Source organism: Pseudomonas sp. MF08831 (assembly GCF_059862645.1).
Genome location: NZ_JCBCUX010000003.1, coordinates 296,401 through 308,564, shown reverse-complemented (window position 1 = coordinate 308,564; position 12,164 = coordinate 296,401). Strand labels below are relative to the sequence as shown.

The 12,164-nt window shown below is 60.1% G+C and carries 12 protein-coding genes and 1 pseudogene; 4 read left to right on the top strand and 9 right to left on the bottom strand.

Going from position 1 to position 12,164, the window contains the following annotated elements; genetic code table 11:
- Positions 1–20: 20 nt before the first annotated feature.
- The 3 genes from rpoZ to AC19YS_RS07670 form a co-directional block, all read right to left on the bottom strand.
- Positions 21–284, bottom strand: coding sequence for a DNA-directed RNA polymerase subunit omega (gene rpoZ / locus AC19YS_RS07680; protein WP_003176920.1), 264 nt, complete (start codon positions 282–284; stop codon positions 21–23).
- A gap of 167 nt (positions 285–451) precedes the next feature.
- Positions 452–1,072 carry a guanylate kinase gene (gene gmk, locus AC19YS_RS07675; protein ID WP_106575862.1) on the bottom strand — a complete coding sequence of 207 codons (621 nt, stop codon included), beginning with the start codon at positions 1,070–1,072 and terminating at the stop codon, positions 452–454.
- Between the two features lie 10 nt (positions 1,073–1,082).
- The gene (locus AC19YS_RS07670; protein ID WP_200622569.1) at positions 1,083–1,946 is read right to left on the bottom strand and encodes a YicC/YloC family endoribonuclease; all 864 of its coding nucleotides are present in this window, start codon (positions 1,944–1,946) and stop codon (positions 1,083–1,085) included.
- Positions 1,947–2,163: 217 nt separating this feature from the next.
- Between AC19YS_RS07670 and rph the strand changes: the two genes are divergently transcribed.
- Positions 2,164–2,886 carry a ribonuclease PH gene (rph, locus tag AC19YS_RS07665; protein ID WP_500601375.1) on the top strand — a complete coding sequence of 241 codons (723 nt, stop codon included), beginning with the start codon at positions 2,164–2,166 and terminating at the stop codon, positions 2,884–2,886.
- Positions 2,887–2,908: 22 nt separating this feature from the next.
- Positions 2,909–3,277, top strand: a complete 369-nt coding sequence (locus tag AC19YS_RS07660; protein WP_200622567.1) for a DUF4870 domain-containing protein — start codon at positions 2,909–2,911, stop codon at positions 3,275–3,277.
- Positions 3,278–3,335: 58 nt separating this feature from the next.
- On the opposite strand, the gene crc is transcribed toward AC19YS_RS07660, so the two are convergent.
- Positions 3,336–4,115, bottom strand: coding sequence for a catabolite repression control protein Crc (gene crc, locus AC19YS_RS07655; RefSeq protein WP_003195493.1), 780 nt, complete (start codon positions 4,113–4,115; stop codon positions 3,336–3,338).
- An 83-nt stretch (positions 4,116–4,198) separates the two neighbouring features.
- Between crc and pyrE the strand changes: the two genes are divergently transcribed.
- Positions 4,199–4,843 carry an orotate phosphoribosyltransferase gene (gene pyrE, locus AC19YS_RS07650; RefSeq protein WP_106575858.1) on the top strand — a complete coding sequence of 215 codons (645 nt, stop codon included), beginning with the start codon at positions 4,199–4,201 and terminating at the stop codon, positions 4,841–4,843.
- Between the two features lie 198 nt (positions 4,844–5,041).
- Here pyrE and argB read toward each other — a convergent pair whose 3' ends face one another.
- The 4 genes and pseudogenes from argB to coaBC form a co-directional block, all read right to left on the bottom strand.
- The gene (gene argB, locus AC19YS_RS07645; RefSeq protein WP_015886532.1) at positions 5,042–5,947 is read right to left on the bottom strand and encodes an acetylglutamate kinase; all 906 of its coding nucleotides are present in this window, start codon (positions 5,945–5,947) and stop codon (positions 5,042–5,044) included.
- Positions 5,948–5,966: 19 nt separating this feature from the next.
- Positions 5,967–7,388: pseudogene (locus tag AC19YS_RS07640) on the bottom strand (phosphomannomutase/phosphoglucomutase); the annotation flags it as partial.
- 240 nt (positions 7,389–7,628) lie between these two features.
- On the bottom strand, positions 7,629–8,084 hold the full coding sequence (gene dut / locus AC19YS_RS07635) for a dUTP diphosphatase (RefSeq protein ID WP_448198577.1): 456 nt from the start codon (positions 8,082–8,084) through the stop codon (positions 7,629–7,631).
- 5 nt (positions 8,085–8,089) lie between these two features.
- The gene (gene coaBC, locus AC19YS_RS07630; protein ID WP_010207499.1) at positions 8,090–9,298 is read right to left on the bottom strand and encodes a bifunctional phosphopantothenoylcysteine decarboxylase/phosphopantothenate--cysteine ligase CoaBC; all 1,209 of its coding nucleotides are present in this window, start codon (positions 9,296–9,298) and stop codon (positions 8,090–8,092) included.
- 143 nt (positions 9,299–9,441) lie between these two features.
- On the opposite strand from coaBC, the gene radC reads away from it, so the two are divergent.
- Positions 9,442–10,116, top strand: a complete 675-nt coding sequence (gene radC / locus AC19YS_RS07625; protein ID WP_119737230.1) for a RadC family protein — start codon at positions 9,442–9,444, stop codon at positions 10,114–10,116.
- Between the two features lie 27 nt (positions 10,117–10,143).
- Here radC and AC19YS_RS07620 read toward each other — a convergent pair whose 3' ends face one another.
- Positions 10,144–11,736 carry an ABC transporter substrate-binding protein gene (locus AC19YS_RS07620; RefSeq protein WP_500601373.1) on the bottom strand — a complete coding sequence of 531 codons (1,593 nt, stop codon included), beginning with the start codon at positions 11,734–11,736 and terminating at the stop codon, positions 10,144–10,146.
- Positions 11,737–12,164 lie beyond the last annotated feature (428 nt).

Sequence of the window (12,164 nt, the reverse complement as noted above, 5' to 3'; positions counted from 1 at the left end):
TACGTCGACCAGGCATAGGCTTAGACGGCCTCGTTGGACTCGTCCTCGAACGCTGCAAACAGCGGTTCGTCTTCAACGATTTCGGCGTTGGCGATGAACTCGTAGCTCATCAGGCCTTCAGCGATTTCACGCAGGGCTACAACGGTAGGCTTGTCGTTTTCCCACTGGACCAGGGGCTCTTTGCCGCCAGTGGCCAGTTGACGGGCACGCTTGGTAGAGAGCATGACCAGCTCAAAGCGGTTATCCACGTGTTCTAGGCAGTCTTCAACGGTTACGCGGGCCATGGTATTCCTCGGAGCGAATGCAAGATGCGCGCTGCCCGGTTGGGCGAGCGGACTGAACAGTTTAAAAAATCACCAGCGTTTAGGGAAGCGCTGATTTTTCCCGCGGCCTCGCAAAACGGCTACAAGTGCCAATGTAAAGCCCTTGCAGCGGTTTTGGGAAGAGCCAATCAGCCAAGCAGTTCGGCGAGTAATTTGCCGAAACGCTGCTGTTGGCGTTTCTGCTGGAGCTGATTGGCGCGGAAAATTGCCTTCAAATCGTCCAGGGCGCTGGCGAAATCGTCATTGATGATCAGGTAGTCGTAGTCGACGTAGTGGCTCATTTCGCTGACGGCTTCACGCATGCGGCCTTCGATGATCTCGTCACTGTCCTGGCCACGGTTGGTCAGGCGCTGGTGCAAGGCTTCGAGCGACGGCGGCAGGATAAAGATCGAACGCGCCTTCGGCATCAGTTGGCGCACTTGCTCGGCACCCTGCCAGTCGATTTCAAGGATCAGGTCGTGGCCTTCGTCCAGGGTCTGCTGCAGGTGGCTTTGCGAGGTGCCGTAGAGGTTGCCGAACACTTCGGCGCGCTCCAGGAAGTCGCCGTGCTCGATCATCTTGACGAACTCGGTGCGCTCGACGAAGTGGTAGTGCACGCCGTTCACTTCACCCGGACGCATGGCGCGGGTGGTGTGCGAGACCGAGATGCGGATCTGCTCGTCAGCGTCGGTCAAGGCCTTGACCAGGCTGCTCTTGCCCGCGCCCGAAGGGGCGGAAATGATGTAAAGGGTGCCGGTGCTGTGGGTCATGGAAGTTGCCTTACTCAATATTCTGTACTTGTTCGCGCATCTGCTCGATCAACACTTTGAGGTTGACCGCAGCTTGGGTGCTGCGCGGATCAAACGCTTTGGAGCCCAGTGTATTGGCTTCGCGGTTGAGTTCCTGCATCAGGAAGTCCAGGCGCCGACCAGCGGCACCGGCAGACTTGAGCACGCGGCGCACCTCGAGGATGTGGGTGCTCAGGCGGTCGAGCTCTTCGGCCACGTCACTTTTCTGCGCCAGCAGCACCATTTCCTGTTCCAGGCGCGTCGGGTCGAGGTCGGCCTTCATGTCGGTGAAACGGTCCAGAACCTTCTGGCGCTGGGTGGCGAGCATCTGCGGCACCAGTTCGCGCAGGGTCACCACGTCCTCTTCGATGGAGGTCAGGCGGTCGCTGATCAGGCGCGCCAGTTCGGCGCCCTCACGCTCGCGGCCGGCTTTAAGCTCCTTCAAGCCCTGATTGAACAGGGCGAGGGCTTCGGCATTGAGGGCCTGCGGGTCGGTGGCGTCGGCCACCAGTACGCCGGGCCAGGCCAGCACTTCCAGCGGGTTCAGCGCGGCGGGTTGCTTGATCAGGCCGGCGATGGTTTCAGCGGCAGCGACCAGTTGCGCGGCGCGGTCGCGGTCGATCTGCAGCGGCTTGCCGGTAGTTACTTCGGTAAAACGCAGGGTGCATTCCAGCTTGCCGCGGGAAATACCCTGGCGCAGCGCTTCACGCACGGCGCCTTCGAGGTCGCGCAAGGATTCCGGCAGACGCAGGTGCGGCTCCAGGTAACGGCTGTTGACCGAGCGCAGTTCCCAGCTCAGGGTGCCTTGGGCGCCGGCTTTTTCGACGCGGGCGAAGGCGGTCATGCTGTGCACCATGGAGGTACCTCGCGATGCAGTCCCGCAAATACGGGCTGATGGGTAAATTGAAGCCGACAGGCTGCGAAGGCGCAGGATTGTAGCGCAGTGAGGCGAACGCGCCCAAACAATGGGCGCCAGGCCAACCATTCGTAACCGAATTTTTTAGAAGTGCCCCGAATCGGCTGGCGGCTCTATAATGCTCGGCAGTTTTTCGTCCTCCGTACAGGTATCCCCTATGAAACGTCCAAGTGGTCGCGCTGCCGATCAGCCCCGCTCGATCCGCATCACCCGCAACTACACCAAACACGCCGAGGGATCTGTACTGGTCGAGTTTGGCGATACCAAGGTGATCTGCACCGTCAGCGTCGAAAACGGCGTGCCGCGCTTCCTCAAGGGCCAGGGCCAGGGTTGGTTGACCGCCGAGTACGGCATGCTGCCGCGCGCCACCGGCGAGCGTAACCAGCGTGAAGCCAGCCGTGGCAAGCAAGGCGGCCGCACCCTTGAAATCCAGCGCCTGATCGGCCGTTCGCTGCGCGCAGCCCTGGACATGTCCAAGCTGGGCGACGTGACCCTGTACGTCGATTGCGACGTGATCCAGGCCGACGGCGGCACCCGCACTGCCTCCATCACCGGCGCCATGGTGGCCTTGGTTGATGCGCTGAAAGTGATCAAGAAGCGTGGCGGCCTGAAAGCCGGCGACCCGCTCAAGCAGATGATCGCTGCCGTATCGGTGGGCATGTACCAGGGCGAGCCAGTGCTGGATCTCGACTACCTGGAAGACTCGGCTGCCGAGACTGACCTGAACGTGGTAATGACCAGCAGCGGTGGTTTCATCGAAGTGCAGGGCACCGCCGAAGGCGCGCCATTCCAGCCGGCCGACCTGAACGCCATGCTGGCCCTGGCCCAGAAAGGCATGACCGAAATCTTCGAACTGCAGAACGCCGCACTGGCTGACTGAAACGGCCGCAAGGAGCAACGCCATGAGTGACCACCAACTGCCTGTACCCACGCCTCCTTACGAAGCGCGTCAGGGAGCAATGTTGTGTCACCTCTCGGCGTTCCTGGGGTTTGTGTTTCCCTTCGGCAGTGTCGTCGGGCCGCTGATCCTGTGGCAGATGAAGAAGGAAGTGGACCCGTTCATTGATGATCAAGGCAAGGAGGCCTTGAACTTCCAGATCACCGTGGCCATTGCCTGGCTGGTTTGCATCGTGCTGGCGTTTGCGGTGATTGGTTTTTTCCTGATGACTGCCCTGGCGATCGCCACGGTGGTGCTGACGATCATCGGCGCAATCAAAGCCAGCAAGGGGATTGCCTATCGCTATCCCTTTACCTGGCGATTGGTCAAATAATGAGCGCCCACAAAAAAACCGACAGCGATGTCGGTTTTTTTGTGCCTGGAAAAAGACTTTAAATGGTCAATGTCCAGTCGTAGTCCACTATCAGCGGCGCGTGCTGCGAGAAGCGTGGCTGACGCGGCAGGCGTGCGCTGCGAACAAAGCGGCGAAGCCCCGGGGTCAGCAGTTGGTAGTCGAAACGCCAGCCCAGGTTAAGCATCTCGGCCTGTTCGTTATCCGGCCACCAGCTGTACTGGTCGCCTTCGCGGCTGACTTCGCGCAGGGCGTCAACATAGCCCATGTTGCCGACAATCTCGTCCATCCAGGCACGTTCCGGCGCCAGGAAGCCCGGGGATTGTTGGCTGTCGCGCCAGTTCTTGATATCCAGCTTCTGTTGCGCCACGTACAGCGAGCCACAGTAAATGTACTCGCGACGTTTGCGTCGCTGTTTATCCAGATAACGGGCGAAATCGTCCATTAGCTTGAACTTCTGGTTCAAGTCTTCATCGCCGTTCTGCCCCGAAGGGAGCAGCAAGGTCGCGATGCTGACCTTGTCGAAATCGGCCTGCAGGTAGCGCCCGTAGCGGTCGGCTGTCTCGAAGCCGAGGCCGCTGATGACCGCCTTGGGTTGCAACCGCGAGTACAAAGCCACGCCACCTTGGGTGGGCACTTCGGCATCGCAGGCATAAAGGAAGTAGCCATCCAGTTGGAAGGCTGGGTCGTCCAGTTCAAAGGCGGAGGCGCGGGTGTCCTGCAGGCAGATGACGTCGGCATTCTGTGCTTGCAGCCAACTGAGCAAACCACGCTCGACTGCAGCCTGAATACCATTGACGTTCACACTGATGATCCGCATAAATGGCCCCAAAAATCGCGTGCGTGTATGATACACGCCGTCTACCTAATTAGCTAAATCCGTGGTATCTGAGGCTTTTTTTCATGCAGGCGTATCAACGCGATTTCATTCGTTTTGCCATCGATCGCGGCGTTTTACGCTTCGGTGAGTTCACTTTGAAGTCCGGGCGCACCAGCCCGTACTTCTTCAATGCAGGCTTGTTCAACTCGGGTTCGGCCCTGGCTCAGCTGGGTCGTTTCTACGCGGCAGCCATCGTTGAAAGCGGCATTTCCTTCGACGTTTTGTTTGGCCCAGCCTACAAGGGCATCCCGCTGGCGGCCGCGACTGCCGTGGCGTTGGCTGAACATCACGGGCTGGATCTGCCGTGGTGCTTCAACCGCAAAGAGGCCAAGGCACATGGCGAAGGCGGTAGCCTGGTTGGGGCTCCGCTCAAGGGCGACGTGCTGATCATCGATGACGTGATCACCGCCGGTACCGCCATCCGTGAGGTGATGCAGATCATCGCATCCCAAGATGGCGCCAAGGCCGCCGGCGTGCTGATCGCGCTGAATCGTCAGGAGCGCGGCAACGGTGAGTTGTCGGCAATTCAGGAAGTGGAACGTGATTTCGGCATTCCGGTGGTGAGCATTGTGTCGCTGAACCAGGTGTTGCAGTTCCTGGAAGACGATCCGCAGCTCAAGCAGCACTTGCCGGCGGTGCGTGCGTACCGCGAGCAGTTCGGCGTCTGAGGCGATCCAAAGGCGTCGCAAACCCCTTGTGGGAGCGGGCTTGCTCGCGAATGTAGTCAGTCATTCAGCAGAAGTATTGACTGACGCTCCGCATTCGCGAGCAAGCCCGCTCCCACATTGGATTGCATTCCACCTTGAAGACCTCATAAAAAAGGCCCCGCTCAATGTCATTGAGCGGGGCCTTTTGTTTTCTGAAGCTTAAGGACGCTTGCGATTACTGATCAGCGTGCCCACACCGGTATCGGTGAAGATTTCCAGCAGGATTGCATTAGGCACGCGGCCATCCAGAATCAGCGAGCTACCCACGCCGCCTTGTACGGCTTCCAGCGCGCAACGGATCTTCGGCAGCATGCCGCCGTAGATGGTGCCGTCGGCGATCAGCTCGTCCACCTGCTGGGTGGTCAAACCCGTCAGCACCTTGCCTTCCTTGTCCATCAGGCCGGCAATGTTGGTCAGCAGCATCAGCTTTTCAGCCTTCAGCGCTTCGGCCACTTTACCGGCTACCAGGTCGGCGTTGATGTTGTAGGACTCACCGTTGGCGCCCACGCCGATTGGCGCGATCACCGGAATGAAGTCACCTTTGACCAGCAGGTTCAGCAGGTCGGTGTTGATGCCGATCACTTCACCGACCTGGCCGATGTCGATAATTTCCGGCTGGGTCATCTCTGGCGTCTGACGGGTAACTGTCAGTTTTTTCGCGCGGATCAGCTCCGCGTCCTTGCCGGTCAGGCCGATGGCGCTGCCACCATGTCGGTTGATCAGGTTGACGATGTCTTTGTTGACCTGGCCACCAAGGACCATCTCCACCACGTCCATGGTCTGCGCGTCTGTGACGCGCATGCCATCAATGAAGTGACTCTCGATCGACAAGCGCTTGAGCAGATCGCCGATTTGCGGGCCGCCACCGTGCACCACCACCGGGTTGATCCCGACAGCTTTCATCAACACGATGTCGCGGGCAAAGCCGGTTTTCAGCTCGTCGCTTTCCATGGCATTGCCGCCGTACTTGATCACCAGCGTCTTGCCGACGTAGCGTCGAATGTAAGGCAACGCTTCGGACAGGACCTTGGCAGTATTGGCAGCGGCTTCGCGTTCGAGGGTCATTCAGGGCTCCGGTAAAAAATCAGAACGGTAATTGGAGATCAGGGGCAACACGTTTCAACTGGGCGTGGAACACGTCCTTGATGCGCTGCAACTCAGCCTCGGTATCCGCCTCGAAACGCAGGACCAGCACCGGTGTGGTGTTGGACGCACGAACCAGGCCCCAGCCTTTGGCGTAATCGACGCGCACACCATCAATGGTGGTCAGGTTGGCGCCTTCGCCCCATTGCGCATCGTGCAGTGCGTCAATGATGCTGAATTTGCTCTCCTCGGTCACATGGATATTGATCTCTGGCGTAGAAATATCATTCGGGAAGGTCTGAAACAGCTCCTGCGCCGTGGATTTTTCCTTGCTGAGGATCTCCAGCAGACGGGCGGCGCTGTAAATGCCGTCGTCGAACCCGAACCAGCGCTCTTTGAAGAACACGTGGCCGCTCATTTCGCCGGCCAACAGCGCGCCGGTTTCCTTCATTTTCTTTTTGATCAACGAGTGGCCGGTCTTCCACATTAGTGGGCGACCGCCGTATTCCTTGATCAGCGGGGTGAGTCGGCGGGTGCACTTCACGTCGAAGATGATTTCGGCGTTGGGGTTACGGGCCACCACGTCGCGGGCAAACAACATCAGCAGGCGGTCGGCGAACACGTTCTCGCCGGTGTTGGTCACCACGCCGACGCGGTCGCCGTCACCGTCGAACGCCAGGCCCACGTCGGCGCCGGTTTCCTTGACCTTGGCGATCAGGTCCACCAGGTTTTCAGGCTTGCCCGGGTCCGGGTGGTGGTTAGGGAAGTTGCCGTCGACGTCGCAGAACAACGGGATCACTTCGCAGTTCAGGGCTTCGAGCAGTTGCGGGGCAATCACGCCGGCCGCGCCGTTGCCGCAGTCCACCACCACTTTCAGGCGGCGGGCGAGTTTGACGTCGCCAGTGATCTGGTCAGAGTAGCGTTGAAGAATATCGACTTTGGTGATGCTGCCGGTGCCGGTGGTCAGATCGTTGGTCTTCAGGCGCTCGTGCAGCGCCTGAATCTGTTCGTTGGCGAGGGTGTCACCGGCGATGACGATCTTGAAGCCGTTGTAGTCCGAGGGATTATGGCTGCCGGTGAGCATAACGCCTGACTTGCCAGCCAGTACGTTGGCTGCGTAGTACAACGCAGGGGTCGGCACCAGGCCCACATCGCTGACGTGGCAGCCGCTGTCGGCCAGGCCCTGGATCAGTCGTTCCACCAGATCCGGGCCGGACAAGCGGCCATCGCGGCCTACCGATACATTGGGTTCGCCCTGGGCCAGGCTTTGGGAGCCGATGGCACGGCCGATCCAATAGGCGGTTTCGGCGGTCAGGGTCTTGGGCACGACGCCACGGATGTCATAGGCGCGAAAGATGCTGTCGGGAAATGTCGGGGCTACTCGGGCTGCGGTACTCATTGCGGGGGGAAACTCCATCTGAAGGGGGAAAAGCTGGCTTTAAAGTGGCTGACCGGCAGGCTCAAACTGAAGGGTATGACGGCGTTTTCGGCAGAGAGTTCGTGGTGCAAAAGTGCCATCGGAGCTGGCACTCAGTGCTTATGGCTGCGTAATGCATTGATTTCAATGATGAAATCTCGCTGATTAATTCCGCGCATTCTTCGTCCTGAAAAGCCTTGCGGTGGCATCGGGCCGGACAAAAGCGTCCGGCCTGATTCAGCTTAGTCAGTGGCTGCCGGAATGCCCAAAACCGCCTGCGCCGCGTTGAGTCTCATCAAACTCCTGAACCAGTTCGAAGTGCGCTTGCACCACCGGCACCAGCACCAGTTGCGCGATACGCTCGCCAACAGCAATGTTGAAGGCGGACTGGCCGCGGTTCCAGCACGACACCATTAGCTCGCCCTGGTAGTCGGAGTCGATCAGGCCGACCAGGTTGCCCAGCACGATGCCGTGTTTGTGGCCCAGGCCGGAGCGCGGCAGGATCAGTGCCGCCAGGCCCGGATTGCCAACATAAATCGACAGGCCGGTAGGGATCAGGAGGGTCTGGCCCGGTTCAAGAACGGTGTCTTGCTTGAGCATGGCGCGCAGGTCCAACCCGGCGGAGCCTGGGGTGGCATAGGCCGGCAGTGGGAATTCGTTGCCGATGCGTGGGTCGAGAATCTTGGCTTGCAAAGCGTGCATGTCAATTAAACCTGGTTCAGCCGTTGGGCGATAAATGAGATCAGTTGGCGGGCAATCTTGCCTTTGCTGGTCTGGGCGAAAACGGTGGCGTGCAACTCGCGGTCGATCACGCTGATGGCATTTTCCTCGCTGTTGAAGCCGATGCTCGGGTTGGCGACATCATTGGCAACGATCAGATCGAGGTTTTTGTCTTTCAATTTGCGTGCCGCGTAGTCCAGCAGGTGCTCGGTTTCGGCGGCAAAGCCGACGCTGAAAGGGCGGTCCGCGCGCGTGGCGATGGTTGCCAGGATGTCGGGGTTGCGCACCATTTGCAGGAGCAGGCCGTCGCCGCTTGTAGGGTCTTTCTTAAGCTTTTGCGGGGCTACGACTTCCGGGCGGTAGTCTGCAACCGCCGCCGAGGCGATAAACAGGTCGCAGGGAATGGCTGCCTCGCAAGCCGCCAGCATGTCCCGGGCGCTGACTACGTCGATTCGCGTGACCCGATCAGGCGTCGGCAAATGCACCGGGCCGGTGATCAAGGTGACACGTGCGCCTGCCTCAACCGCCGCTTCGGCCAATGCAAAGCCCATTTTTCCTGAGCTATGGTTGGTGATGTAGCGCACCGGGTCGATGTTTTCCTGAGTCGGGCCGGCGGTGATCAGCACGTGTTTGCCGGTAAGGGCCAGGTGCTGGAAACACTCGGCGGCGCACAGCGCCAGGTCGGTGGCTTCGAGCATGCGGCCCATGCCGACGTCGCCGCAGGCCTGGCTGCCGGACGCCGGGCCGAACACCTTGAGGCCTCGGCTTTGCAGGAGCTGGGTGTTGGCCTGGGTCGCCGGGTCGCGCCACATGGCCTGGTTCATGGCCGGGGCGATGGCGACGGTGGCGTCGGTGGCCAGCACCAGCGTGGTCAGCAGGTCATCGGCGATGCCTTGGGCCAGGCGGGCGATCAAGTCGGCGGTTGCCGGGGCGATCAGTACCAGATCGGCCCATTTGGCCAGCTCGATATGGCCCATCGCGGCTTCGGCCGCCGGGTCCAGCAGGTCCAGATGAACCGGGTGGCCGGACAAAGCTTGCATGGTGAGCGGGGTGATGAACTCGCTGCCGCCGCGGGTCATGACTACGCGCACTTCGGCGCCCTGGTCCAGGAGCCTGCGAACCAGCTCTGCGCTCTTGTAGGCGGCAATGCCGCCGCCGACGCCGAGAACGATGCGTTTCCGATACAGACGCTGCATTGGTTTGCCTTTCCAGTTCAGTGATGCCAGTTCAATGACGCCTGCGATGCCCCCTCCCCAGGAGAAATCGCACGCAAAAAAGAGGGCTTAAGATAACACAGCGTCCGCCGGGCAACAGCGGCGCACATGCACACGGAGGTGGGATGAGTATTCGCGATTGGCCTGTGGCGGAACGTCCGCGGGAGAAACTTTTGGAATGGGGCGCGGCAACGCTGTCGGATGCCGAACTGCTGGCAATCTTCCTGCGCACCGGGGTGTCGGGCAGAAGCGCGGTCGACCTGGCGCGCCATTTACTGGCGCAATTTGGCGGCCTTCGCCCGCTGTTGGAGGCCAACCAGACGCTGTTCAGCCAGCATTTGGGGTTAGGGCCGGCAAAGTTTGCCCAGTTGCAGGCTGTGCTGGAGATGTCCCGACGGCACATGGCCGAACGCCTGCGCGCGGACTCGGTGCTGGAAAGCCCGCTGGCAGTGCGTGACTACCTCAAGGCGCTGCTGCGTCATGAGCCTCACGAGATCTTTGGCTGCCTGTTTCTCGACTCAAAGCACCGCGTTCTGGGCTTTGAGGCGCTGTCCCAGGGCACCATCGACACTGCCATTGTTTACCCGCGGCAAGTGGTCAAGCGTGCGTTGGCGTATAACGCGGCAGCATTGATTCTGTGTCACAACCATCCTTCCGGGAGTGTCGAGCCGAGTGCGGCTGATCGAAAATTGACCAAGTTGCTGCAAAAGGCGTTGGAGGTGGTGGATGTGCGGGTGCTGGATCACATCATCGTCGGTGATGGTGATCCGTTGTCGATGGCGGAATACGGGTGGATGTAGCCCCGCCCGCAAGGGCGGGGCAGGTCATCAGGGCTTGACGCTGACTTTCGAGAAGTCCTGGCGCCCGAACGGGCTCACCTGATAGCCCTCGACATTCTTGCGTGTCAGGGCAAACGCGGTCGGATGCGCCAGCGGCAGCCACAACGCCTGCTGCTGGATCTGCGCCTGGGCCTGTTGATACAACTTGGTGCGTACGCCTTGCTCGCTGGTGGTCTTGCCAGCGCTGATCAGTTTGTCCAGCGCGGGGTCGCAGTAGCGGGCAAAGTTGGTGCCGGATTTCACCGCCGCGCAAGAGAACTGCGGGGTGAGGAAGTTATCCGGGTCGCCGTTATCGCCGGCCCAGCCCATGAACAGCAGGTCATGTTCACCAGCCTTGGCGCGGCGAATCAGTTCGCCCCATTCGATCACGCGGATCTCTGCCTGGATGCCGATCTTGGCCAGGTCTGCCTGCAACAGTTGTGCACCCAGGTTGGGGTTGGGGTTCAGCAAGCTGCCGGTTGGTCGTGTCCAAATGGTGGTCTTGAAACCGTCCTTGAGCCCCGCGCGGTCGAGCAGCGTCTTGGCCTTGGCGATGTCCTGTGGATAACCCGGCAGGTCTTTGGCATAGCTCCAGGTATTGGGTGGATAAATGCCATTGGCCGCCTCGGCGGTGCCTTCAAACACGGCCTTGAGGTAGCTGTTCTTGTCGAACGCCAGATTGATTGCCTGGCGCACTTCCGGCTTGTCCAGCGGCGGATGCTGGCTGTTGATGGCCACGAATGCAGTCATGAAGGCGGCGGTTTTCTCCACCTTCAATGCCGGGTCTTTTTCGGCCTCGCCCACATCCAGCGGCTTGGGCGAGAGGGCGATCTGGCATTCGTCGCGATGCAATTTCTGCAGGCGCACGTTGGCGTCCGGGGTAATGGCGAACAGCAAGTTATCCACAGCCGGTTTGCCGGCGAAATAGTCCGGGTTGGCTTTGTAGCGAACCACGGCATCTTTCTGGAACCGGACGAAAACAAACGGGCCGGTGCCGATAGGTTGGCTATTGAGCTTCTCCGGAGTGCCGGCCTTGAGCAGCTTGTCGGCGTATTCGGCCGGGTAGATCGAGGCAAAGCCCATGCTCAACGCGGCGAGGAAGGTCGAGTCGGCATGATCGAGCGTGAAGCGCACGGTCAGCGGGTCGAGGGCGTCGATCTTCTTGACCAGCGTCGGCAACTGTAGCGACTGGGCATGCGGGAAGCCGCTTTGGGCGATCTTGTGCCATGGGTTGGCCGGGTCGAGCATGCGCTCGAAACTGAAGCGCACATCTTCGGCGGTGAGGGTGCGGCTTGGGGTGAAGTATTCGGTGCGGTGGAAATTCACATCCGGGTGCAGCTTGAAGGTGTACGTCAGGCCATCTGGCGAAACGTCCCAACTGTCTGCGAGGCTCGGCACCAGCTTGCCGCTGGCGGCGTCGTAGTCCACCAGGCGGTTCATCAGGACGTCGGCCGAGGCATTTGTAGTGGTGAGCGAGTTGTATTGCACCACATCGAACCCTTCAGGGCTGGCTTCGGTACACACGCTTAAACTGGTAGCAGCCAGGGCCGCCGGCGCAATAAATAGAGGGGCTAGCAATAGCGGTAGGGCAGCGAGGCGCATGTTCGGTTTCCTTTGCAGATCGAAGGCCCATCTGCGAGTGCAGTCTGGAAAAAGCCTACCGTAGTGGTCTGATTGATAAATGACTAGTCCATTTTTGCCTGTGCTTTTGGCGCAAATGCTGTTTTGATGGCGCCTCAGCGCGTTTCGCCGTGCACTTCATCGTGCGTGCGAGCGCTGTAAATCATTCTGTGCGACGAGCGGTCGGCTGTTACAGCGGCCACTCCTGGCAACGGTTCAGGCGTCTGTCGCCAAGATTTACGCCGGTAAAAACACACGGGCTGTTGTTGCACCTTGGTCTTTCTGGTATAAAGCAGCGCTCTTTTCTAGGGGCCCGGTTCCTTCACTGTAGGTGTAGCCGGTAAGACCCTTAAAGAAACGCGGCGCCTGGCGCCAAATGACTGAGAGATTAAGCGGCCAACCCATGCCGG